Origin of the sequence: Campylobacter taeniopygiae, assembly GCF_005406225.1 — a bacterium.
GTDB lineage: Bacteria > Campylobacterota > Campylobacteria > Campylobacterales > Campylobacteraceae > Campylobacter_D > Campylobacter_D taeniopygiae.
In genome coordinates, this window is sequence record NZ_NXLY01000011.1 from 1 (window position 1) to 23,975 (window position 23,975).

Sequence of the window (23,975 nt, forward strand, 5' to 3'; positions counted from 1 at the left end):
AAAGTTTATCTTTAAAAATAATTTATATTATTATTAAAAATAATTGTAATTATAATAAATTATAATTGAAGTTATCAAATTAAAATTTTTTATTATTATGGATAAATAAATTTTATTATTTTTTTGAAATAATGCCTGTATAAAATTTTTTAAATCATCTAAAGAAAATATATAAATTGATAAAAATAAATGTAATATTATTTAAAAGATTTTTTATTTATAAATTTTTTTATAAGTTATTGCTACAATAAACAATAAAAAAGGTGTTCCACTTTGGATAAGTGGAACGAAGAAAATAGTTTAATATTGATTTTAGATTTTTTAAAATAAGACTAAAAATTAGATTAATTATCGTTTTAACTGATTTACAATGCCAAGCATATCATCACTTGTTGTTATAGCTTTAGAACCAGCTTCATAGGCTCTTTGTCCTGTAATAAGATCTGTCATTTCTTCGACAAGTTGAACATTACTAAGCTCAACAAAACCATGTCTGATTGTACCGAGTCCGTCTTGTCCTGCGATTCCAGCAACCGGAGCGCCACTCGCACCTGTTTCAAGATATAAGTTATCTCCCATAGAATGAAGTCCTGCTGGATTGATAAACTGCACTAATTCTACTTGTCCGATTTGAGTTTCTTGTTGCTCTCCAGGAAGCATAACCGATACCGTTCCATCAGTTGCCACATTGATAGCAGTTGCACCTTCTGGTATGGTCATTTCAGGAAGTAATTTATAGCCATCAGAATTGACAATATTACCTTCATTATCTTTTGTAAATTGTCCATTTCTTGTATATCCTATAGTTCCATCAGGAAGCTGAATTTGAAAAAAACCATTTCCAGCAATAGCCATATCAAGACTATCTGTACTTGTTGCTTTTAAATTTCCTTCTGTAAAAACTTTTGTTACAGCAGTAGGACGCACACCAACACCCACTTCTATACCAGAAGGTGAAAGGGTTGTAGCTGAAGTAGAAGTTCCTGCATATTTCATAACCTGATACATCAAATCAGCAAATTCAGCACGACTTTTCTTAAAACCAGCCGTATTAACATTGGCGATATTGTTAGAAGTAACATCAATTTGTGTTTGCTGCGCTACCATCCCAGTAGCAGCAGTGTGAAGTGATCTCATCATTTTTTATCCTTTTAATTTTTAATCTTATTTAACAGATGCAAGTTTATTGATAGCTTCTTGATTTAAATCATCCATATGAGCTGTCATAACTTTTTGATACATTTCAACCATTCTATTGGCTTCAATCAAACCCACCATTTCAATAACCGGATTGACATTAGAGCCTTGAGAAAAACCTTGACGCACCGCGTTAGAATTATCTAAATCTCTAATACGAGTTAAATCATCGATTTTGTAAACATTATCTCCATCTTTTTGCAAGGCTCTCATATCATCTACTTGTGCAATGAATAATCTTGCATTTCTCGTGCCATCAACTTCGATGTTTCCATCTTTATCAACACTAATTTGTGAAGATCCATTTGGAATTTTAATAGCGGCATTTTCAGGATTGTTAAAATAATCACTACTTAATACCTTATATCCTTGTTTATTTACCAAATAACCCTCTTCGTTTAATTGAAAATTTCCATCCTTGCTTAATCTAATTTCTCCATTTTTTGTTTGAACTAGATAAAAAGCATCATCTCTTGTTATTGCAAAATCCAAAGGATTATTAGTTGCCTTTAAAGAACCTAAACTAAAATCTGTATATTCTTGAGAAACTTGCGGTACGCTATCTATGGTAGTATTGATAAAGCGTGAAGCATCTCTTGTATTGTTTTCTATAGGCAACACATCCTGAGTTTCTTTAAAAATCCTTTTAAAATCTGCAATTACAACATCATCTCTTTTATATCCACTTGTATTGATATTGGCAAGATTATTTGTGATAACATCAAGTTTGTTAAACTGAGTTACCATTCCGCCTACTGCTTGATAATATCCATTTTGCATATTTTCACCTATAAAATTATTTTATATAAAGGTATAAAGCAAAGAGTGTTCCAACTTTTAAAAATATAAAAAAAATAAAGAATAAAATGAAGAATTTGTAGAAAGTTACAAGGCTTTTAAGCCTTGTATTTTAATCCATTTGTCGGCGTAAAAATGTAGGAGTTTCTATTTGAGCCATAATTTCCTCATCAAAACCACCGCTAACTTTTTTAAGATTTAAATAAGGATTTTTCTTAGCCACTTCAATTTCTTCTGAAGATTTTTTCTCAACAGTGTCTTTATCTTCAAAACCTGTAGCGATAATAGTAACTTCGACTCTATCTTCCATAGTATCATCCATGGTTGATCCAAAAATAATTTTAGCATTTTCATCAACTTTTTCTTCAATACTATTAGCCGCTGCAGAAATTTCAAATAAGGAGCAATTAGAGCTTGTTTTAAAATGTAAAATCACACCCTTAGCCCCTTTAATATCCATACCATCCAATAAAGGAGACTCTATAGCATTTTTCAAAGCTATTTCAACAGCATTTTCACCCTCGGCACTTCCAACACCCATAAGAGCAAGTCCTCTATGACTCATAATAGTTCTAACATCTGCAAAGTCAACATTGATATCACCATTATCTAAAAGTATAGAAACCATACCTTTTACTGCACGAGTTAAAATATCATCAACCAATTTAAAAGCTTCTTTCATACTCGCTTTTTTATCAATAATACTTAAGAGTTTTTCATTTTGAATTACAAGGATAGAATCACTTTCTTTTTTTAGTTCAAGAAGTCCGCTTTCTGCAAGTTTTTTTCTTTGCTTACCTTCAAAGCTAAAAGGCATAGTAACTACAGAAACAGTTAAAGCTCCAATTTCTTTAGCCGCTTGTGCTATAACAGGAGTAGCACCTGTTCCAGTTCCACCGCCAAAACCAGATGCGATAAATACTATATCGCTTTGACTTAAACTCGCTTTGATTTCCTCAAAACTTTCTCTAGCACTTTCTGCTCCAACTTCAGGAAGCATACCTGCCCCAAGCCCTTTTGTTTTCTTTTCACCAAGTTGAATTTTAGTTTTTGCTAAAGATGTAGAGATAGCTTGTGCATCAGTATTAGCAGCAATAAGATCAAGATCATTTAACCCCATTTTAACCATATGATTGATCATATTACCGCCGCCACCTCCGCAGCCTATAACTTTAATTTTTGCACCTTTATTATGTTGCATTTCTTCTACTAAAAATTCATTCATAAAATTCTCTCCTTGTTAAAATTGATTTATTATTTTATGCCACACGCTTGAAAAAAGGCCGGATTTTTTTTCTCGTGTCTCTTTAAAATCCAATTGTTCTTGAATTGCTATTGTATCATTTTCTTGCAAATTTTCATCAAAAAAATCAGATTTTATTTCATTTTCTATTTCTTTTTGAGGAATAATCTCTTGTCTGATTTGACGATTATAATTTTCTATTTCACCTTTATATCTTAATTTTTCATTAGAATCAAGCTCATAAGGAGTGAAATAACCCGCACCATAAAGACAAAGACCTATAGCACAAGTATTTTCAGGATCATTAAAAATCTCATTAAAACTTGTTATTAAATCTCTTCTTGCAGTTGCTATTCTAATAGAACGATTATCAAAAGTAGCAGGAGCTAATTCATCAATACCTGCTAATTTAGTCATTCCTCCAGTAAGCACAACCCCGCCACCTATGCTATTAGCATAACGATTATCGCTTAAAATTTTTGCCAAAATCATCAAAGTTTCTTCTGCTCTAGCATAAATAACTTCAGAAATAATATCCAAAGAAACCTCATTTACTCTTTTTTCATCGCCCATTGTTGGAATTTGTATAAGCGCATTAGGTTGTTGTGATAAAGCTGCATAATTAAGTTTAATTTTTTCAGCTTCTTTAAGTGGGGTATGCAAAGCCATAGATAAATCTTGGGTGATATTAATAGAACCAATCTGCAAACAATCATTATAACGGATAGAATTTCCAGTATGAACTACCATATCACAAATTGCACCACCCATATCAATAAGAACGGATCCGAGTTCTTTTTCACTATCATCCAAACAAGCTATGGATGAAGCATAGCCAGAAAGTACTATATTATCAACCCTTAAATCAGCTAATTCTACAGCTTTTTTCAAATTTTTAATATGAGATTCTTGAGAAATAACAATATGGGTTGAAACTTCTAAACGACTTCCGCTCATCCCTAAAGGATCATCTACATGTTCTAGATCATTGACTTTAAAATTATAAGGTAAAACATGAATGATTTCATACCCGCTTGGTATATTAGCCGTATGTTTTGCAGTACTTACTGCTCGATGTATTTCTTTGATTCCAATTTCATGATTTGGAATATTTACAACTCCTATACTATCAACACTCTTAGTGTATGCACCAGAAATTGAAACGACAACCTTATCATAATGCACACCACTCATCATCTCAGCATTTCTTACTGCTTCTTCGATGGATTTTGAAGCAAGTTCGATATTTGTAATAGCACCTTTTTTTACACCATTGGTTTTTGCTTTTGAAAAACCAATAATTTTTAAACCTTCATCATCTTTTTGCGCAATAATAGCACAAGTTTGGGTCGAACCTAAATCAATTCCTAGTATATTCAAAATCACTTCCCTTTATAATAAATTTTTATTGGATATGTTTTTCTTAATTGATTAATTAATTCTTGTTTAATCATATCAGCTTTTAACATTTGTAAATTTTGTCTTAATGTTTCATAATGCTGACTTAATTTATCCTTGCTAATATCAATCTTTTGTTTATTGATTTTATAAAGCACTGCTTTATTATCACCCAAAAGGACATAAGAAGTATTTTGATCAGAATTAAAAACATTGGTTAAAAAATAACTAAATTCAGCATCATTAAATATATTTTTATCCATTTTAACATCGCTAAGCAAAGAATCTCTAGTCACAAAACCTATATTTTCACCCTTAAAATCTTTTAACTTTTCTTTCGCTTCTTTTTCTAAATTTTCTTTAGATTTTTCACTCAAGTATAAAGGTAAAACTTCATTTCTAGCTTCTTCAAAGGTTTTAATTCTTACAGGATCAATTTTATTAACCCTAACAATCACATAACCATCTTTATATCTAACAGGTCTTAAAACATCTCCATTTTTTATCTTAGATAAAAGTTCTAAAGGATAATAAATACTCAAATCTGAAACATTTTCATCTTTTTGAAATTGCTCTTTATTATTTTTTAATTCTAGAAATTTAGCATTAGCTAAATTTTTAAGATTAATTAAACCATAATCTTTAGCAACTTTATCTTCTACTGATTTAAAATCTAAAATTTTACCATTTTGATCTTTGTAATTTATTCGATTATTTTCATCATTATAAAATTTTTGCAATTCTTCTTCCGTAAATTTTTGATCATTTAGCGGTAAAAAATATGTAGAAATTTCATAAGTTTTACTTGTCTTATAATCTTGTTTTTGTTGTTCCCAGAATTTTTTCAATTCTTCTTCATTGATTTTTATATTCTTTTTATCATAATCTAATTCCGCAACACTCAAAGAATCTCTCATAAAATAAGCAGTTGCTAACATTTTTATCTCATTTTCACTAGAAGGCAGATTAAAAATTGTATTTAATTTGTCAATAATAACTTCATCAGAAAGAATTTTTTCATAATCTTTAGGCATAAAACCATTCGCATGTAAAATCTCATAATAAATTGTTTTATTAAATTCACCTATTGGATTTTGAAAAGCCCTTGTTTGAGTAAGCTTGTTTATGATTTCATCATCACTAGAGTTTAAACCCAGATCTTTAGCAAAATTTAATAAAAGTTTATCTTCTATAAGTGAATTTAAGGCTAATTCTTTTAAGCCGATCTTTTCGGCACTCTTTTCATCTAAGCTACCATTGCTAATTTGATTGTAATAATTAAAAACTTGATTATATCGTGTATTAAATTCATTATAACTTATCTTCTCGTTTCCTACAATAGCCGCATTTGAAGCACGATCAAGGTTAAAATCATAAGCACCCCAATTAACAAAAACAGCCCCAACTAAAGCAATAGTACTAATCCATATAGTAATAATAAGGTATTTTCTATGATGCTGCATCCAAGTAAGCATACTATTCCTTGATAAAAAAATAAGTTCAACATTTTAACATATAAGTTTTTAAGTGGAGTTTAATTTAAACCAAAAGTATTGTTACTTTTTTTTGATTTTGACGTTAAAATAGGTTATAATATCAAACTCAATCAATAAAATTTAGGATTTAGCTTGGAAATTCCACACATTCCAGTATTGCTTAATGAAGTTAATAAGGCTTTTGAAAATTTAAATTGCGGATATTTTTTAGATTGCACTGTAGGCTTTGGTGGTCATAGTGAATCTTTACTCAAAAATCATCCCGATATAAAACTTATCGCTTGTGATCAAGATCAAGAAGCCCTTAGTTTTTCTAAAAAACGCCTTGAAAAATTTAAGGATAGAACGCAATTTTTCTTAACAAATTTTAGTCAAATTCTTGATCAAATTTCTACAAATTCTTTAAAAGGAATTTTAGCAGATATTGGAATTTCATCCTATCAATTAGACAATAATGAACGAGGATTTAATCTTAATTCTGATTTTTTGGACATGAGAATGAATCAAAATGCTAAAAATTCAGCCTTTAATGTTGTTAATTCTTATACTTGCGAACAACTTGCTTATATTTTTAAAGAATATGGTGAATTAGACGATGCTTATTTTATTGCTAAAAAAATTTGCCAATCAAGAATTGAAAAACCTATAAAAAGTGCTAAAGAATTGCAAAAAATTATAGGTGCGAACAAACAAAATCACAGAAAAGTTTCTAAAGCTACACTAGTTTTTCAAGCTATTAGAATCGAAGTTAATCAAGAACTTGAAGTTTTAAAAATCTTTTTAGAAAAATTAGAAAAAATAAAGCTAAAAGATTGTATTTTAGCTATAATTTGTTTTCATTCTCTAGAAGATAGAATGGTAAAAAATTATTTTAAAAAATGGTCTAAAAATTGCATTTGCGATGAAAAAGCTTTACGCTGTGAATGTGGAAATAATCATTCTTTAGGAAAAATTTTAAATAAAAAAGTTATCATTGCAAGCGAAGCAGAAATAATGCAAAATTCAAGATCTAGTTGCGCAAAAATGCGTTTATTTCATTTTAAAAATATGGAAAAATAATGTTAGAAGATGATTTTTTAAAAGAAAAGCAAAATATACGTCAGAAAATGCTAAATTTTTCGCGTGCTATAAATCAAGGAAAACCTTTAGATGATGAGCTTAAAAATGAAATTATCTCTAGTAATGATATTTTTAAAAGACGCCTCAATAAACAACCTCGCAATTTATTTGATCAAGATGAATATGAAACAAAAAATTCTAAAAAATCAAATATATATCTTAAAGAAGATTTAATCAATGTAAAATTGGAAGAAAAACAATCCTTAGCTAAGAAAATTTTCTCCAAAATAAAAGAAAAGAGTAAAAATTCACAGACGCAAAAAAATAAGAAAAAATTATTTTCTCTAAAAAAAACAGAAAAAGAATTGCAACCTAAAAAAATACAAGAAAATAAAATAGAAGCTAAAAATTTAAACAAAAAAAACAACAAGGAATCTCAATTACCAAAAAAAGAAAATAGTCATAAATTAGATAAAAAAAATCCAAAAATCCCTCAAACCAATATCAAACAAAGTCTAGAAAATTTACAAAAAAAAATACATACTGAAAATATACCTGATACTTCATTGAAAAAAAATCCTACCGAGGAAGACACACAAAAAGCTAAAAATACTCTTTTAGAAGGATTTACAGATGCAACAAAAGAAGATAGAAATTTAACATTTAATCATTTGCTTTTTGCCGTCTTACTTGTAAGCTTTGCTTTATTGCTTTTTGTTCCGCAAATTTACATAAGAAATCAAATTTATTATTTAAGCCGAGAAATTGCAACTTTAAAAACAGAAGAAAGTGTGCTTAATGAAGAAAATAAAGATCTAAAAAGAAGATTAGAAAACATGCGCTTTCAAAATCAAATTCTTGACTACTTAGATTGAATGATTTTTTCTAACACATATTTTTCTAAATTCTTTTTCAAAATATCGTCCTTTAAAGCTTCCTTATAAAGTTTGCTTGCTACTGAAGAATATTTTTCATATGAAAAATAGGGAAAATGTAAATTCCAAGCTTTTTTTATCAATTGTTTTGAAATGATTTTTCGAGCATAAATCTTAAAAATATCATAACTTATAAAAACACAAGCAGTTACAATAACCGCGCTAATTATGCTTATATGAAAATCAAGACGCGTAAGAAAATAATGAGTGATAAGCAATAAAGGCAATAAAATAAGTACGCAAAGAATACTAAAATATAGATAAGAATTTAAAATTTTAAAATTAAAATTAAGCTTAGAAGGATCAACAAGCATTCCATCATTAAACAAAGCATTAGCTTCAAGCAAATCGCGCAAAATAACTGGCTGATCCGATATTTTAAAAAGAAAATTAAGACTCAATTCTTTAAATTTTTTCATGCTTTAAAAAATAATGTAAATAAAAGCTTTTAGCCTTTATTTACAAGTTCTTCCGTAACTCTTGCAATTTCAAATTCTTCATCTGTAGGAATGATGCAAACTTTGATTTTAGAATTTGCAGTGCTTATTATTCTTTCAGTCGACATTCTTTGATTATTTAAATTTAAATCAAGCTCAATGCCAAGATGAGCTAATCTTTCACACACTTTTTGTCTTACTAAGGAAGAATTTTCACCTATTCCACCTGTAAAAATAATACCATCAGTTCCTGGCAATACAGCAAGATAAGCTCCTATATATTTTACCAAGCGATAGCAAAACATATCAAAAGCTAAACGTGCTTTTTCTTCTCCTTTTTCAACTCGTGATTCAATATCTCTAAAATCATTATAACCACAAATTCCATACACTCCGCTTTTTTTATTCATCAAATTATCAATCTCATCTATACTCAAGCCTCTTGCTTTACTAATAAAAGGTATAATTGCAGGATCCATATCTCCACAACGAGTTCCCATAACAAGACCTTCAAGAGGAGTAAATCCCATAGAAGTATCCACACTCTTTCCATCTTTTACAGCACAAACACTTGCTCCATTTCCAAGATGAGCTGAAATCACATTTACACTATTTTTACCCAATAAATTAGCAGCCTTTGAGCTTACATAGGCATGAGAGGTCCCATGAAAACCATATCTTCTTATGCCATCTTTATCATAAAATTCATAAGGTAAAGCATACATATAAGCATAATCAGGCATTGTTTGATGAAAAGCTGTATCAAAAACTGCAACATTTGGTACATTTGGGGCAGCTTTAATCATTGTTTTTATACCGGCTAAATGAGCTGGATTGTGTAAAGGTGCGAAAACACTTACTCTATCAATTTCATTAAGTACTTGATCATCTATTAAACAATGTTTTGTTAAAGTTTTTCCTCCATGAACAATACGGTGACCGCAACCATCAAGAACTTTAAGATCTTCTAAAATTCCTGACTCTTTAAAAAGTTCATTTAAAACCTGCAAACCATGTTCATGATCTTTTATAGCGATATCTCTTTCAAATTTCTCATCGCTTAAAGTATTTTTTAGAACCACTTTAGAAGTTTCTTCACCGATTTTTTCAATCAAACCACTTGCTTTAACTACTTTATCATCAAAAAATTTAAATTTTATAGATGATGAACCTGAATTTAAAACTAAAACTTTCATTTTTATCCTTTATTAAAATTATTGAGCTTGTACAGCACTTAAAATGACGGTATCTACAATATCATCAACCAAACATCCACGACTTAAATCATTTACTGGCTTTTTAAGACCTTGCAAAATAGGACCAATTGCCAAAGCATCGGCTGTTCTTTGCACAGCTTTATAGCCAATATTTGCAGCATCAAGATCTGGAAATACAAAAACATTAATTTGTCCTGCTATTTTAGATTCTGGCATTTTTGAAGCTGCTGTTTTAGGATCATAAGCACAGTCAAATTGCATAGGACCATCTATGTTTAATTCTGGATATTTTTCCTTAGCTATTTTAAGGGCTTCTTTTACAAGATCCACACTTTCACCCTTTCCACTATCCCCACTAGAATAAGAAAGTAAAGCGACTTTAGGATCTAATCCAAAAGATTTTGCAGTCATAGCGCTAACATAAGCACTAGAAGCTAATTGCTCGGCTGTTGGATTAGGATTAACAGCACAATCTGCAAAAGCCAACATTTTATCTTCTAAGCCCATGAAAAATAATCCCGAAACAGAACTTACCCCTTCTTGAGTTTTAATCAATTGAAGTGCTGGGCGAATCGTTTCAGCTGTAGTTGTAGAAGCTCCACTTACCATAGCGTCAGCTTTTCCGCTATGCACAAGTAAAGTTCCAAAATAAGTTTTATCTTTTACTAATTCTTTAGCTTGATCAAGAGTCATTCCTTTAGATTTTCTTGCCTCATAAAGCATGGTGGCAAATTCTTCACATAAATCTGAATTATAAGGATTGATCATTTTTGCAGAATTAATATCAAGCATTAGTTTTTCTGCATTTTGCTTGATTTCTTTTTCATCTCCTAAAATAATAAGATCAACAACTTCAGTTTTTAATAAAATATCACAAGCTTTTAAAATTCTTTCATCATTACCTTCTGGCAAAACAACTGTTTTTTTATTTTTAATGCCTTTTTTAATCATTTCATACTTAAAACGATAAGGGGTTGTAAAATCATAAGATTTTAATTGAGCGATTTTATCAAAATCAATATTTTCATCAATTAAAACATATTTTCTACCGCTTAAAAGTTTATCGAGATGTTTTTGAGTCATCGCTTTGTATTCATTGCAAACATCAGCAACAATTGGAGTGTTAAGATTTTTAGCGATTTTAACATTAAGTCCAAAAGCATCTAATACACCGAATTTAGAAAAACCAATTGTTAAGACAAATTCGTATTTTTCTTTTAATTCCTCGTAAGTTTTTAAAATAGTATTAAAAAAAATATTAGAATCTTTATTAAATTCTTCCATAGCATCTTTATCAACAAAGCTATAGGTATTTTCTATATTTTGATTGATGCTAAATTGATTAAGCCACTCTTGAAAAATAGAAATATCATGCTTAGAAGCTACTGGGCAATAAATCGCCATATTTTTATAGTTTTTACTATAATATTCTAGCAATTTTAAACCAACTTTAATATTTTGATCATCACTCTTGGATCTTATTAAATAAAGATTTTCCATTATCTCTCCTTTTATTTTAAAAAAGTGGAACACTCTTTGCTTTGTACATTTTATAAATATTATTTTAACAAAAAAAAATAAAAATTCATAATTTAAAGGACGATTTTAATGAAAAAAGTTTTATTTTACACCCTACCATTTGTATTTTTTGGTTGCTCTGCTACAGTGGATCCTCAAATTTCTATGAAACCACCTGCTTATGTCGAAGAACTTGCTCCTAAACAAAGCAATAATATAGAAACAGCGCCAGGATCGCTTTTTGGTAAAGGAGATAATCCTTTATTTTCAGACAAAAAAGCAATGAATGTTAATGATTTAGTAACAGTAGTCATTCAAGAAAGCACCACTCAAAGCACTCAAGCCAATAAAGCTACGAGTAGAACCAATACTTCAAATTTAGGTGGAGGAACTTTAACTGGTGGTTCTGGAATCTTAAAAGATGCAATCAATAAAGTTAATGCGTATTCTAATATTGGTTTTCAAACTAATAGTACAAATAATTATCAAGGATCAGGATCTCAAAGCCGCAATGAAAGCTTTAATACAACCATCTCAACTCGAGTGATCAAAATTTTATCTAATGGTAATTATTTTATTGAAGGCTCAAGAGAACTCTTGATCAATGGAGAAAAACAAATCATTCAATTAAGCGGAGTGATCCGTCCTTATGATATTGGACAAGATAATACTATAGATAGCAAATACATTGCAGATGCAAAAATTCTTTATAAAACTGAAGGCGAAGTGGATAGAAGCACTAGAAAACCTTGGGGAAGTAAAGTTATAGAAGCTATTTGGCCGTTTTAATAAAGCAAGGTTTTTTACCTTGCTTTATTATTCTTTTATCGTTCTACTTTTTACCTCATCTTCAACTTCTAGTAAAAATCTATCAACCAAATCTTTTTCTTTTAATTTTGCAACAACCTCTCCATGTCTTATAACAAGTCCTTGATTTTTTCCAAAAGCTATAGCGACATCAGCCCCCTTAGCTTCACCTAAAGCATTAACAACACATCCCATAACGCTAATATTAATTGGCTCTTTAATATGTTTGGTTTTCTCTTCTACAATCTTAATTGCACTAAGCAAATCACTTTGTATCCTTCCACAAGTTGGACATGAGATGATATTAACCCCGCTTTTTTGCACCCCGCTATCTTGCAAAATTGCCTTTGCGACACGAATTTCTTCTTCAAGTTCTCCCGTCATAGATACACGCATAGTATCGCCTATACCTTTAAGAAGTAAATTTCCTAAAGCTATAGAACTTTTAACTGTGCTATGAAATTTAGTTCCTGCCTCTGTAACACCTAAATGAAATGGATAATCACACAGTGGACGCAATCTTTCATAAGCCTCTATCGTTTTTTGAGCGTCTGAAGTTTTCATTGAAATTTTAATATCTGTAAAATCTAAATCTTCTAAAAGCTTAATATTATATAAAGCACTTTCTAGCATAGCCTCTATGCCATATCCAAATTTATCGCTAAATTGTTTTTCTATGGAACCATGATTAACCCCTATGCGTATAGGAATATTACGTTCTTTGCAAGCCTTTACAACTTCTTTGATATTTTCTTTAGAGCCAATATTTCCAGGATTAATTCTCACACCATCAATAAATTCAGCACAATATACAGCCAAGTTATGGTTAAAATGAATATCCACTATCAAAGGCAATGGACTCTTTGCTTTAATTTCTCTTAAGGCTCTTGCATCCGCCATATCCAAACAAGCCAAACGCACTATATTTGCTCCGGCAAAATAAAGACGATTAAGCTGCTCTAAGCAACCCTCTATATCTCTAGTTTTTGTAAATAACATCGATTGAACTGAAATAGGTGCATCTCCCCCTATTAAAACATTTCCCACTTTAATCTGCTTTGTTTTAAATCTCTCTACTTTCATACACAAACTCTTTTTATGAATATTATTTTTAAAATTTTAACTTTTTTTGCTTTAACTAAAGTTTATTTTTATATAATCTCTACATCTAATTTTTATTAAATATAATGGAAAAAATAATGCAAGATTTAAAAAATGGTGGAGTGATTTGGCTAACAGGTTTAGCAGGTAGTGGGAAAAGCTATATTGCTGAAGAATTATGTAGGAAATTGAGGGAAAAATTAAACAATATTATCTATCTTGACGGCGATGAATTAAGAGATCTTTTGGGACATTATGGCTATGAAAAAGAAGGACGTATTGAAGTTTCACTAAAACGTTCTAATTTCGCTCATTTTTTAAGTTCTCAAGGAATGTATGTTTTCGACTTCTCCTAATGATGCCAAAGAAAGATATTGCACACATTATATGTATTTAAATAGCAATATTGATCAATATGCTATAAATATTTCAGAACTTAATATTCCTAATTTTGATAAATTTCTAAATTTGCTTGATCCTAATGCACAAATCATTTGTGGTGTTAGAGACCCTATAGGGATTTTAAAACACAATTGGGGAAGAGATTGGACAAAAGTTTCAAGAAATTATCCACGCGATTTTAATCTCACTTATGATTATAGAAATTATATTGAATTTTTAACTCACAATAAAAAAACTGAAATTAAAGTTGATTTTGAAGAGCTGAATAATGGAGTTTTTATCTTAAATTTTTTATTGCGATATTTCAATCAAGATAAAATTTATTATTTAGATATGAACTCGATTATTCCAGAAAATGCTTTTAAAACATTGGATTTTCTTGCTCGAAAATTCAGCTTTACCCCCCCCCATATAGAAAAACAATCCTTTTTTAAAATTCAAGAATTCAAAGGCTACATCCGCTATCTTTTTCCCATCACACTTTATGCCAATAAAAAAGATATAAACAATAGATTAAATCCAGAAATCGATCCTTTAAATAGCATTGCTATTACCTTAGATAGACCAAGACAAAATGAACAAATTAATATAATAAAATTAGTTATTGATGATGATTTATCAAATGATATAGCTTTATATATTCAAAAAGAAGATTTAGAAAAACTTACAAATGATACGCAATTTTTTAATGCTGTTAAAGAGTATTTACACGACTTTTTATTTGAAATAAAAAAGATCGATAAGCAAAATGAACTTATGATGATGAAAGAGAAAGAGGTATTATCTATCTTTGCTTCCGATAAGGCCTTAGCATCAAAATTTCTAAACATTTTTCAAAAAGAATATCAGCATTTAGAACAAAATCGTCCAGATATTATCAATTCTTGGAAATATTATCAAAAATTTAAAAACAATGATTTTACATAAAACCTATAGGATCAATATCTGCATTGACATTTTTAAATTGTAAAACGTATTCTTCTATGGCAATTAAAGCCTTGTAAGAATCACTGCGGATAAGAATATGAAAACGGTATTTTGCATTAATCATTTCAACTCCGCAAACTCCGTATCCAATAAGTTCTATATTTTTTATCGTTGCTAATTTTTCAGCTAAATACTCACATAAATTTTGTGCTTTTAATTTATCCTTATCTTCTATGATTAATCTCAAAAGACGCTTAAAAGGAGGATATAAACCTTTTCTACTTTCAAGCTCATCTTGCAAAAAAGCATCATAATTTTGTATATATTTTTCAAAAAAAGCACGATTTTTAGTTTGTAAAAGCACTCTAGCTTCTCCTTTACGCCCTGCTCTACCTGCAACTTGCATAGCTAAAGCCAAGGTTTCTTCACTCGCTCTAAAATTCGGTCTAAATAAGTACTCATCAATACCCAAAATCACACTCAAATCGACATTATGATAATCATGTCCTTTAGCAAGCATGGAAGTCCCTATAAGTATGTCAATTTTTTTATCATTAAATTCTTTTAAAATGTGATTTAATTTTTTAACACTCGTAATCTCATCGCTATCAAACTTTGCTATTTTAGCATGGGTAAATTTTGACTCTAAAAGCTCTTTAAGTTCAGCCGTTCCCATCTTTCTAGCTTCTAGCATTAAACCTTTGCAAGAAGGGCAGGATTGGTCGATATTTTTTGTAAAATTACAATAATGGCATTTTAATAAATTTCTATTTTTATGCAAACTCATAGCAATAGAACAAAATGGACACTTTATTGTCTCTCCACAATTTTTACAAAAAATTTGACGAAAATTAGCACGCGTAGGTAAAAAAATAATCACTTGCTTTTGTTTATTTAAACTCGCTTGTATTTCATTTAAAAGCATAGGACTTAATGATAATTCATTTTCATCGTATATAAAATGTTTCTTGCTTTCAAAAAATGTTCCTTTAAGTCTAAATACCTTTTGCTTATAAAAACTCGTCAAAGAAGGAGTTGCAGATCCTAAAACGACTTTAATATTTAACTTAGCCCCTAAAAAAAGTGCCAAATCTCTAACATTTAAATAGGGTTGATTTGAAGCTTTATAAGAATTATCATGCTCTTCATCTACCACGATTAAACCCAAATTTCTAAAAGGTAAAAAAAGTGCGGATCTAGCTCCAGCAATCAATAAAGCTTTGCCTTCATTAAAGCTTTCCAAACATTCTTGTTTTTTCTTTTTAGAAACCTTAGAGTGCCATAAAAAAAAACTGTCTTCAAAATACATTTGCAAACGTTTTTTCATTTGAGAAGTGAGTGAAATTTCAGGCATCAAAAATAAAACTTGTTTTCCTTTTTTTAAATAATCTTTAATTAAAGAAATATAAATTTCAGTTTTACCACTCCCAGTATCTGCAAAAAGCAAAGAACTTGATTGATTGTTTAAAAAATCTAAAGCTTTTTGTTGTTCTAAGCTTAAATTTGGCTCTTTAGTAATTTCTAGTTTTTTGCAGCTATACTCTTTGCTTGTTAAAAAAAAGCCTAAAATAAAACCCATTTTGGCTGCATAATAATAAGAAATAAATTGCGCAAGTTCAAATTGAGATTTACTTAAAGAAAAAGGTGTAAGCTCTTTAATAGCTTTTGTTTGAAAATCTGGCTTTTCGCATTCCTTAATCACTAAAGCTCTAAGATTTTTTTTCATTTTTACATCTATAATTACCTCGCTTAAGGCAGGGATCTCCTTTTCACTATGAAAAATTAAATTTTGCAAATACAGTCCAAAGACTGACACTTCATAATATCTCATTGCAAATCTTTACAATATTTTGAATTTATGCACTCTAAAATACCTTCTTTAGAGTCATAAGCAAAATCAATGTATTCTTTTGAATTTAAGAAAAATCTATATTGATTGGATGCAATTTTCATCCAAGATTTAAAATCAGAATAAATAGGAGAATCAAGCAAGGAATAATCGTTAGCATTATAAAAAAGTTTTTCCCTTGGAGTATTAAATTTAGCATTGTCAAGATTGGCTATAAAAGCAATTTGTTTAAGCTCAGCTTGAGTTCGCATAAGTGATAAAGCCGAGCTTAACATTTGATAATCTATTTTTAATTTTAAAATTTTTGCCTCTTCTTTGCTTTTGCCCCAAAAGCTTAAGGCTAAAGTAGTAAGTATCCCTAAAATCAAAATGACAAAAACCAACTCAAGCAAGGTAAAAGCTTTTTTCATTTGACTGGGAGTTCTTCATTAATAGCTTTTATAAGTTTTTTAAGTTCTCTTTCTAAAATATAATTTTCATAACTTTTTTTTACAAAAGCATCTACAAAACGCTTGAGTTCAATTTTTTTAGTTCCGCCAGAAATTAAAGCAATATCATCCTCTAAAACATTAGCGAATTCTTCACTACATTTAACAATAAAATCTTTTGCAGAAACATTGATAATTACTTGTTTTAAATTATCACTTGCCAAGTACAGCCTCGATTTTTTTGTAAATATCCTCACTTTCTATATTGCGAGATTTTAATTCTTCCTCAAGACGCATTATTTGATTACTTTTTGCCTCATTTTGTGCCTTTACGCTTACAAGTTCATTTCTTAAATTCTCATTTGCTTCGCACACTTCATTATACTTTTCAATAAGCTCATTAACTTTATCTGACATAGTATTAATAATTTTTTCATCAAACATATTTTTCGCCTTCTTTAATTGAAAATTTAAATATAGAAAATATTTATATAATTGTAGCAAAAAAAAATAAATTTTCATGTTTTTAAAAAGATTAATTTTAATTAAAGTATTTTCTTTTAAAATTTTTATTTTTAAAATATTTTAATAAAGTGAAATTATGCTAGAACTTACAAGTGAATTTAAACCAAGTCCTGATCAAAAACAAGCCATAGAAGGCATAGTAAAAAGTATTAAAAAAGGTAACAAATATCAAACTTTATTAGGGGTTACAGGTAGTGGAAAAACTTTTACCATGGCTAATGTCATCAAAGAACTTCAAATGCCAACTCTTATTATGAGTCATAATAAAAGCTTGTGCGCCCAACTTTATAGCGAATTTAAAGGCTTTTTTTCTAAAAATCATGTGGAGTATTTTATTTCTTATTATGATTATTACCAACCAGAAGCTTACATTCCACGCACTGATGTCTTTATAGAAAAAGACAGTTCCACAAATGAAGACCTAGAAAGATTAAGACTAAGTGCTACAGCTTCACTTTTAAGCTATGAAGATGTTGTGTGTATCGCAAGTGTTTCGGCTAATTATGGACTTGGAAATCCAAATGAATACATTGGAATGGTTTTAATTTTTGAACTTGGTATGCAAATTTCACAAAAAGAACTTCTTAAAAAACTTGTAGATATGGGTTATAAAAGAAATGATAATTTTTTTGATCGTGCAGATTTTCGTGTGCAAGGTGATACTATAGATATTTATCCTGCTTATTATGAGGATGAAGTAGTAAGGCTTGAATTCTTTGGTGATGAACTTGATAGCATGTATCATTATAATGTTTTAGAAAATAAAAAAGGCAAAGATTTAAAACGCTTTATTTTATATCCTACAAGTCAATTTAGCGTCGGTGAAACGCGTTTAAAACAAGCTATTAAAGATATCAAACAAGAATTGAATGAACGCTTAGCTCAATTTGAACTCGAAAATAAGCTCGTAGAACACCAACGTTTAAAACAACGTGTTGAATTTGATCTTGAAATGCTTACGAGTACAGGTATGTGTAAAGGCGTAGAAAACTATGCTAGACATTTAACAGGCTTAAAAGCCGGAGATACACCTTATACGCTATTTGATTATTTTGCGATTAAAGATAGGAAATTTCTTGTCATTGTTGATGAAAGTCATGTTTCATTGCCTCAATTTCGCGGAATGTTTGCTGGAGATAGAAGTAGAAAGCAAACTTTAGTAGATTATGGCTTCCGCCTACCTTCAGCTCTTGATAATCGTCCTTTAATGTTTGATGAATTTATCCATAAAAATTGTCAATTTCTTTTTGTTTCAGCCACCCCAGCACCTCTAGAACTTGAACTAAGCAAAGAAAATATTTTTCACCAAATCATGCGTCCAACGGGCTTGCTTGATCCACTTATAGAATTAAAAGACAGCGACAATCAAGTTGAAATTTTATTTGACGAAGCTAAAAAAGTGATCGATAAAAATGAACGTGTCTTGGTTACAGTGCTGACTAAAAAATTAGCCGAAGAGCTTACAAGGTATTATTTAGAGCTTGGCATTAAAGTAAAATACATGCATTCAGATATTGATGCGATAGAACGCAATGAAATCATTAGAAATCTTAGAAGTGGTGCTTTTGATATGTTAATTGGCATTAATTTGCTTAGAGAAGGGCTTGATTTGCCTGAAGTTTCACTCATTGCCATTATGGATGCTGACAAAGAAGGATTTTTAAGAAGCACGACAAGTCTTATACAGACTATGGGAAGGGCTGCAAGAAATGTCAATGGGAAAGTTTTGCTTTTTTGTAAAAAAATTACAAAATCCATGCAAGAAGCTATGGATACAACTAATGAACGTCGCAAACTTCAAGAAGCCTATAACAAAAAACACAATATTACTCCAACCTCAGTTAAACGTCACATAGAAGAAAGTTTAAAAAATGAGGAAGATTTAGGAGAAATTTATCGCAAAGGTAAAAAACTTGAAAAAATGCCTGCTAGTGAAAGAGCTAAGCTTATTAAGGAACTTCGTAAGCAAATGTTAGAAGCAGCAAAAGCTCTTGAATTTGAAAAAGCAGCAGCTATAAGAGACGAGATCAATAAAATGAAAAATTTATAACAAAAATATATCCCTTGTTCTCACTCCAACTTCATTAATCAAAGCGTTTAAAATTTCATATTGAAAATCTTGCAAAGGACGCTTTTCTTTTAAAACTATACCAATAACCCCTTTTGTTTTTTCTCCATCTTCTATAGGCAAATACATCGCATTAGCATTTGGCAAGGTATTGGTGCAAAGCCCTGCTCTTTCACGATTTGTAGCCACCCATTGAGCAATAGCAATTTCATCAGCACTAAAACAATTTTTAAGTATTTGTTTATCATTATTAAAAAATAATAATGGCTTGGATAAAATATTATTTTTACTCATAGGATAAATGATTATAGGTAAATTTAATAATTTCAAAGCTTGATTGCCAAGTTGCTCCCAAAGTTCTTGTTTGCTTTTTACTCTGGCTAATTTTTCACTATTTTCAAGCAAAATTGCTGTTCTGTAAGCTCTTTTTGCTAATTCTTTGGATTGAAGCTTTAATCTTCTTGTAAAAATAGAAGTTAAAAAACCAACGATAAACATAGTCGCAAAAGTAATTATATTTGCACTATCATGAATTTTGAAACTAAAAAAAGGTTTTAAAAAGAAAAAATTATAAAATAATACGCTAACTAAAGAAGAATACAAAGCATAAAATTTATTATCCGATATAAAAGAAGAGCTAAAAACAGCCAAAATAAAAACCATCACTATATTGCTAGGTTGAGTGTCGAATTGATGAAATATAAAAGCGATGATAATTGCCAATAATAATATAGCATTAATCATAATAAAATTTAAAAAATTAAAACCTTTTTTTCTTGTTATTTTGGGCGTTTTAATTTCGCTTTCATTGACTAGATATAAGTCAATATTTGGACTTTTTTTTGCCACAGCTTCAAAAATTTCTTCTTTAAATTTTTTCTTATTTTTGTTTTTCCCTAAAACTATTTTAGAAACATTGCTAATGCTAGAATATTCAGCAATTTGACCCGCTACATCTTCATCATAAACGCTGATAATCTCAGCATCAAAACTCTTTGCAAGTTCTAAGTTTTCTTTTAATGATTTATCCTCTTCAAGGTTAGAATTTTTTATACAAATAGCGCTTAATTTTGCATGAAAAGCACTTGCAAGTCTTGCGGCTGATCTGATAACTTTGGCATTGCTTTCATTGATACAAACTAAAATATGCTCTCCAGTATGATAAGTTAAGTCATCATTAATAAGCCTTTGTTCATTTGCCCTTAAATTAACTCTTGATGCAAGTCTTCTTAAAGCAATTTCTCTTAAGGCTACCAATCTTTCTTGTCTAAAAAAATTTTCTAAAGCTAATTTAGCCTGTTTTTCTTTATAAATCTTACCCTCTTGCATCCTTTTTAGAAGTTTATTAGGCTCAATATCCACAAGTTCTACTTGATCGGCTTCATCAAAAATACGATCAGGAATTCTTTCTTTAACTTCTATTTTACTGATATTTGCCACCAAATCATTTAAACTTTCTAAATGCTGAATATTTAAAGTAGTATAAACATCAATGCCCGCTTTTAATAATTCTTCTATATCTTGAAAACGCTTTTCATTTCTAAGACCTTTTGCGTTTGTGTGTGCTAATTCATCAACCAAAACTAAAGCCGGTTTTCTTTTTAAAGTGGCATCTAAATCAAATTCTTTTAAGGTGATATTTTTATAAGAGATTTCAAGATTTTCAATGCTTTCAAAACCTTCAGTCAAACTCATAGTTTCAGGTCTATCGTGGGGTTCTATATAACCTAAAACGACATCGACTCCGTTTTGCAATAAATTTCTAGCCTCACTTAACATAGCATAGGTCTTTCCAGATCCTGCTGCATAACCTAAAAATATTTTTAGTTTAGCAAATTTATTTTTTTCCTCTTCTTTGGCTTTTACTTCAAATTTTTTAAGAATTTGTTCGGGTGTTTGTCGTTGCATTTTTACTCTTTTTCATGGCCTTATTTATAGCTATATTTGCTTTTAAAACATTAACTTTCATCTCACCAAAAATACCTAAAAATTTATCTTGTGTGCTATTATTGATGATTTTTTCTACTTGATTTTTACTTAATTTTGAAAATTTGACTATACGAGGAATTTGTATCCATGCTGCTTGCTTGCTAATATGTGGATCAAATCCTGAAGCTGAAGCACTGAATAAATCAATTGGAATTTCCTTTTTTGAAACATTTGGATTTTGCTTTAAAAATTGATTTAAATCCTTTATCATGCGCTCTTTTAATGCAGGATTAGACATAGCATAATTAAAACCACCTGAATTAACACTGCTTTGATTAATATCACTTGTATTATAATTTACAGCTGAATTTCTTCCATGTAAAAAATAAGGCTTGTTAAAAGCTTGACCTAAAAGCTCTGATCCAACCGCTTTATTTACATCAAGTGTAGCTTGTCCATTTTCATCGATTAAACTTCCACTCGCCTCATAAGGAAAAATAAATTTAGCTATCTCATTTAATGTAAAAGGATAAATAGCACAACACAAAACAAGCATAACGATAAAAAAACTAAGCAAAGTTCTAATCATAATCAAACTCCTAAAATTCCAAGTAGCCAAGCCGTAGGAATATCGATGATTTTAATACCAATAAAAGGAGCGATCACCCCTCCAATTCCATAAATCCCTAAATTTCTTAAAAGTAACATTTCACTTTTCATAGGTCTAAATTTAACACCACGCATAGCAATAGGTATAAGCAAAGGAATAATCACAGCATTAAAAATCAATGCTGATAAAATAGCACTTTGTGGAGTTGCTAAATGCATAATATTTAAAATTTGCATCTGTGGCAAAACCACACTAAACATAGCTGGTAAAATGGCAAAATACTTAGCAATATCATTAGCCATGCTAAAGGTTGTCAAACTTCCTCTAGTGATCAATAAACCCTTTCCTATTTCAACAATTTCTAAAATTTTTGTAGGATTAGAGTCAAGATCAATCATATTAGCAGCTTCTTTAGCAGCTGCAGTTCCTGAATTCATCGCTATACCAACATCAGCTTGTGCGAGTGCTGGAGCATCATTAGTGCCATCTCCTGTCATTGCGACAATTTTACCTTCAGCTTGTTCTTTTTTTATAGCTTCTATTTTATCTTCTGGCTTACATTCTGCTATAAAACCATCAAGTCCGGCTTCTTTGGCTATTGTAGCCGCTGTTAAGGGATTGTCTCCTGTGCACATAAGTGTTTTTATGCCCATTTTTCTTAATTTTGCAAATCGTTCTTTAAGACCTGGCTTTACAGTATCTTTTAGATAAATTACTCCTAAAATTTCCTTATCTTGACTTACCACTAAAGGAGTTCCACCTAGATTTGAAATTTGCATGACTTTTGCTTCCAAATCACTTGGAATTTCTCCACCCATTTCATCAATATAGGCCTTAATCGTATCAAAAGCCCCTTTGCGAATTTGAGTGCCATCTTTTAAATTAACCCCACTCATTCTATTTTGAGCACTAAATTCGATCACTTCTTGAATTTCTTCTTGATCGCGTTGATATCCCATTTTACCTGCTAATGCAACAATACTTTTTCCTTCTGGAGTTTCATCTTTTAAAGAAGATAATAAACAAGCATGGATCAATCGCTCCCTATCTACTCCTTGAACTTCATAAAATTCATTAGCCAAACGATTGCCAAAAGTGATCGTACCTGTTTTATCTAAGATCATGGTATCAACATCACCACAACTCTCCACGGCTTTTCCAGAAAGTGCTATCACATTAAAACGAGTTACTCTATCCATTCCTGCTATGCCTATAGCTGAAAGAAGTCCCCCGATAGTAGTAGGGATCAAGCATACAAGCAGAGCAACTAACCAAGAAATAGGCAAATTAACATTTAAAAATTCTATAAAAGGATACAAACTAACCACAACGATTAAAAAACTTAAACTAAGAACAATTAAAAGAATATTTAATGCGATTTCATTGGGTGTTTTTTGACGAGCAGCCCCTTCAACTAAATTGATCATTTTGTCCAAAAAGCTTTCTCCAGCACCGACTAAAATTTTAATTTTTAAAAAATCTGTTAAAACCGTTGTTCCTCCAGTTACAGAAGAAAAATCACCCCCTGCTTCACGCATCACAGGCGCACTTTCTCCAGTAATTGCCGATTCATCAACGCTAGCCGCTCCTTCGATAACCTCTCCATCATTAGGTATAAGTTCTCCTGCTTTAACTAAAACGATGTCTCCGATTTTTAATTTACTAGCGCTTAGCATTTCTTCACTGCCATCATTTTTAATCACTCTTGCCTTAAAGTCTTTTTTACTTTGCTTTAAAGTGGCTGCCTGTGCCTTTCCTCTACCCTCGGCTATACTTTCTGCAAAATTTGCAAACAATAAAGTAATAAAAAGAACTAAAGTGATTAAAATATTATAAATTCTTTCTTGATGATCGCCTCCAAATAAACTAGGAAAAAAACTTAAAATAAGCGTGATAATAAAACCAATTTCTACCATAAACATTGTAGGATTTTTAATCATAAAACGCGGATCAAATTTAAAAAATGCTCCTTTAATTGCTGTGCTTAAAATTTCTTTTGTGATAAGTTTATTTTGTTTTTTAGACATTAGT

At 30.1% G+C, this 23,975-nt stretch carries 21 protein-coding genes and 1 pseudogene; 6 read left to right on the forward strand and 16 right to left on the reverse strand.

Annotated elements, in window-relative coordinates; translation table 11 throughout:
- Positions 1-348 precede the first annotated feature (348 nt).
- The 5 genes from flgG to CQA75_RS06265 form a co-directional block, all read right to left on the reverse strand.
- On the reverse strand, positions 349-1,140 hold the full coding sequence (gene flgG, locus CQA75_RS06245) for a flagellar basal-body rod protein FlgG (RefSeq protein WP_137624165.1): 792 nt from the start codon (positions 1,138-1,140) through the stop codon (positions 349-351).
- 24 nt (positions 1,141-1,164) lie between these two features.
- Entirely contained in the window at positions 1,165-1,977 is an 813-nt protein-coding gene (locus CQA75_RS06250) for a flagellar hook-basal body protein (RefSeq protein ID WP_137624166.1), read from the reverse strand.
- 130 nt (positions 1,978-2,107) lie between these two features.
- A complete protein-coding gene (gene ftsZ, locus CQA75_RS06255; protein WP_137624167.1) occupies positions 2,108-3,220 on the reverse strand; it encodes a cell division protein FtsZ in 1,113 nt (370 codons plus the stop codon).
- A 15-nt stretch (positions 3,221-3,235) separates the two neighbouring features.
- Positions 3,236-4,624, reverse strand: coding sequence for a cell division protein FtsA (gene ftsA, locus CQA75_RS06260; protein WP_137624168.1), 1,389 nt, complete (start codon positions 4,622-4,624; stop codon positions 3,236-3,238).
- A complete protein-coding gene (locus CQA75_RS06265; protein WP_137624169.1) occupies positions 4,621-6,111 on the reverse strand; it encodes a peptidylprolyl isomerase in 1,491 nt (496 codons plus the stop codon). Before CQA75_RS06265 ends, ftsA begins: the two co-directional genes overlap by 4 nt.
- 153 nt (positions 6,112-6,264) lie before the next feature.
- Here CQA75_RS06265 and rsmH point away from each other — a divergent pair, with 153 nt between their 5' ends.
- On the forward strand, positions 6,265-7,191 hold the full coding sequence (gene rsmH / locus CQA75_RS06270) for a 16S rRNA (cytosine(1402)-N(4))-methyltransferase RsmH (protein ID WP_137624170.1): 927 nt from the start codon (positions 6,265-6,267) through the stop codon (positions 7,189-7,191).
- Positions 7,191-8,066 (forward strand): hypothetical protein, encoded by an 876-nt coding sequence (locus tag CQA75_RS06275; RefSeq protein WP_137624171.1) that lies wholly within the window; start codon positions 7,191-7,193, stop codon positions 8,064-8,066. Before rsmH ends, CQA75_RS06275 begins: the two co-directional genes overlap by 1 nt.
- On the opposite strand, the gene CQA75_RS06280 is transcribed toward CQA75_RS06275, so the two are convergent.
- From CQA75_RS06280 to pta, 3 genes are read right to left on the reverse strand one after another with little or no spacing between them, the layout of a single operon-like run.
- Complete coding sequence (locus CQA75_RS06280) at positions 8,054-8,545, reverse strand: hypothetical protein (protein ID WP_137624172.1); 492 nt, start codon at positions 8,543-8,545, stop codon at positions 8,054-8,056. The two genes, CQA75_RS06275 and CQA75_RS06280, sit on opposite strands and share 13 nt — an antisense overlap.
- A gap of 29 nt (positions 8,546-8,574) precedes the next feature.
- A complete protein-coding gene (locus tag CQA75_RS06285; RefSeq protein ID WP_137624173.1) occupies positions 8,575-9,759 on the reverse strand; it encodes an acetate/propionate family kinase in 1,185 nt (394 codons plus the stop codon).
- Positions 9,760-9,777: 18 nt separating this feature from the next.
- Positions 9,778-11,280, reverse strand: coding sequence for a phosphate acetyltransferase (gene pta / locus CQA75_RS06290; protein ID WP_137624174.1), 1,503 nt, complete (start codon positions 11,278-11,280; stop codon positions 9,778-9,780).
- 108 nt (positions 11,281-11,388) lie between these two features.
- On the opposite strand from pta, the gene flgH reads away from it, so the two are divergent.
- Positions 11,389-12,087: a flagellar basal body L-ring protein FlgH gene (gene flgH / locus CQA75_RS06295; protein ID WP_137624175.1), complete on the forward strand. Its 699-nt coding sequence runs from the start codon at positions 11,389-11,391 to the stop codon at positions 12,085-12,087.
- A gap of 27 nt (positions 12,088-12,114) precedes the next feature.
- Here the strand turns inward: flgH and ispG are convergent, their stop codons facing one another.
- On the reverse strand, positions 12,115-13,188 hold the full coding sequence (ispG, locus tag CQA75_RS06300) for a flavodoxin-dependent (E)-4-hydroxy-3-methylbut-2-enyl-diphosphate synthase (protein ID WP_137624176.1): 1,074 nt from the start codon (positions 13,186-13,188) through the stop codon (positions 12,115-12,117).
- Positions 13,189-13,304: 116 nt separating this feature from the next.
- Here ispG and CQA75_RS06305 point away from each other — a divergent pair.
- Positions 13,305-13,547 (forward strand): annotated as a pseudogene (locus CQA75_RS06305) (adenylyl-sulfate kinase); the annotation flags it as partial.
- A 394-nt stretch (positions 13,548-13,941) separates the two neighbouring features.
- Positions 13,942-14,535 carry a DUF2972 domain-containing protein gene (locus CQA75_RS09410; RefSeq protein WP_246023774.1) on the forward strand — a complete coding sequence of 198 codons (594 nt, stop codon included), beginning with the start codon at positions 13,942-13,944 and terminating at the stop codon, positions 14,533-14,535.
- On the opposite strand, the gene CQA75_RS06315 is transcribed toward CQA75_RS09410, so the two are convergent.
- Genes CQA75_RS06315 through CQA75_RS06330 form a run of 4 tightly spaced genes read right to left on the reverse strand, consistent with a single transcriptional unit; the run spans position 14,528 to position 17,256 of the window.
- Entirely contained in the window at positions 14,528-16,366 is a 1,839-nt protein-coding gene (locus CQA75_RS06315; RefSeq protein ID WP_137624178.1) for a primosomal protein N', read from the reverse strand. The two genes, CQA75_RS09410 and CQA75_RS06315, sit on opposite strands and share 8 nt — an antisense overlap.
- Entirely contained in the window at positions 16,363-16,794 is a 432-nt protein-coding gene (locus tag CQA75_RS09550; RefSeq protein WP_137624179.1) for a type II secretion system protein, read from the reverse strand. The genes CQA75_RS06315 and CQA75_RS09550 overlap by 4 nt, the downstream gene beginning before the upstream one ends.
- Positions 16,791-17,036 carry a hypothetical protein gene (locus CQA75_RS06325; RefSeq protein ID WP_137624180.1) on the reverse strand — a complete coding sequence of 82 codons (246 nt, stop codon included), beginning with the start codon at positions 17,034-17,036 and terminating at the stop codon, positions 16,791-16,793. The genes CQA75_RS09550 and CQA75_RS06325 overlap by 4 nt, the downstream gene beginning before the upstream one ends.
- Positions 17,026-17,256 carry a hypothetical protein gene (locus CQA75_RS06330; protein WP_137624181.1) on the reverse strand — a complete coding sequence of 77 codons (231 nt, stop codon included), beginning with the start codon at positions 17,254-17,256 and terminating at the stop codon, positions 17,026-17,028. The genes CQA75_RS06325 and CQA75_RS06330 overlap by 11 nt, the downstream gene beginning before the upstream one ends.
- 157 nt (positions 17,257-17,413) lie before the next feature.
- Between CQA75_RS06330 and uvrB the strand changes: the two genes are divergently transcribed.
- The gene (gene uvrB, locus CQA75_RS06335; RefSeq protein ID WP_137624182.1) at positions 17,414-19,387 is read left to right on the forward strand and encodes an excinuclease ABC subunit UvrB; all 1,974 of its coding nucleotides are present in this window, start codon (positions 17,414-17,416) and stop codon (positions 19,385-19,387) included.
- Here uvrB and CQA75_RS06340 read toward each other — a convergent pair.
- From CQA75_RS06340 to kdpB, 3 genes are read right to left on the reverse strand one after another with little or no spacing between them, the layout of a single operon-like run.
- Entirely contained in the window at positions 19,382-21,313 is a 1,932-nt protein-coding gene (locus tag CQA75_RS06340) for a sensor histidine kinase (protein ID WP_137624183.1), read from the reverse strand. The genes uvrB and CQA75_RS06340 overlap by 6 nt on opposite strands.
- Entirely contained in the window at positions 21,282-21,923 is a 642-nt protein-coding gene (locus CQA75_RS06345) for a potassium-transporting ATPase subunit C (RefSeq protein ID WP_137624184.1), read from the reverse strand. Before CQA75_RS06345 ends, CQA75_RS06340 begins: the two co-directional genes overlap by 32 nt.
- Before the next feature lie 2 nt (positions 21,924-21,925).
- Positions 21,926-23,971: a potassium-transporting ATPase subunit KdpB gene (gene kdpB, locus CQA75_RS06350; protein WP_137624185.1), complete on the reverse strand. Its 2,046-nt coding sequence runs from the start codon at positions 23,969-23,971 to the stop codon at positions 21,926-21,928.
- Positions 23,972-23,975: the final 4 nt, after the last annotated feature.

Coding starts and splice junctions, on each gene's coding strand:
- flgG (WP_137624165.1), bottom strand. CDS start 1,140: ATGATGAGATCACTTCACACTGCTGCTACTGGGATGGTAGCGCAGCAA.
- CQA75_RS06250 (WP_137624166.1), bottom strand. CDS start 1,977: ATGCAAAATGGATATTATCAAGCAGTAGGCGGAATGGTAACTCAGTTT.
- ftsZ (WP_137624167.1), bottom strand. CDS start 3,220: ATGAATGAATTTTTAGTAGAAGAAATGCAACATAATAAAGGTGCAAAA.
- CQA75_RS06265 (WP_137624169.1), bottom strand. CDS start 6,111: ATGCTTACTTGGATGCAGCATCATAGAAAATACCTTATTATTACTATA.
- CQA75_RS06275 (WP_137624171.1), top strand. CDS start 7,191: ATGTTAGAAGATGATTTTTTAAAAGAAAAGCAAAATATACGTCAGAAA.
- CQA75_RS06280 (WP_137624172.1), bottom strand. CDS start 8,545: ATGAAAAAATTTAAAGAATTGAGTCTTAATTTTCTTTTTAAAATATCG.
- CQA75_RS06285 (WP_137624173.1), bottom strand. CDS start 9,759: ATGAAAGTTTTAGTTTTAAATTCAGGTTCATCATCTATAAAATTTAAA.
- pta (WP_137624174.1), bottom strand. CDS start 11,280: ATGGAAAATCTTTATTTAATAAGATCCAAGAGTGATGATCAAAATATT.
- flgH (WP_137624175.1), top strand. CDS start 11,389: ATGAAAAAAGTTTTATTTTACACCCTACCATTTGTATTTTTTGGTTGC.
- ispG (WP_137624176.1), bottom strand. CDS start 13,188: ATGAAAGTAGAGAGATTTAAAACAAAGCAGATTAAAGTGGGAAATGTT.
- CQA75_RS09410 (WP_246023774.1), top strand. CDS start 13,942: ATGAACTCGATTATTCCAGAAAATGCTTTTAAAACATTGGATTTTCTT.
- CQA75_RS06315 (WP_137624178.1), bottom strand. CDS start 16,366: ATGAGATATTATGAAGTGTCAGTCTTTGGACTGTATTTGCAAAATTTA.
- CQA75_RS09550 (WP_137624179.1), bottom strand. CDS start 16,794: ATGAAAAAAGCTTTTACCTTGCTTGAGTTGGTTTTTGTCATTTTGATT.
- CQA75_RS06330 (WP_137624181.1), bottom strand. CDS start 17,256: ATGTTTGATGAAAAAATTATTAATACTATGTCAGATAAAGTTAATGAG.
- uvrB (WP_137624182.1), top strand. CDS start 17,414: ATGCTAGAACTTACAAGTGAATTTAAACCAAGTCCTGATCAAAAACAA.
- CQA75_RS06340 (WP_137624183.1), bottom strand. CDS start 21,313: ATGCAACGACAAACACCCGAACAAATTCTTAAAAAATTTGAAGTAAAA.
- CQA75_RS06345 (WP_137624184.1), bottom strand. CDS start 21,923: ATGATTAGAACTTTGCTTAGTTTTTTTATCGTTATGCTTGTTTTGTGT.
- kdpB (WP_137624185.1), bottom strand. CDS start 23,971: ATGTCTAAAAAACAAAATAAACTTATCACAAAAGAAATTTTAAGCACA.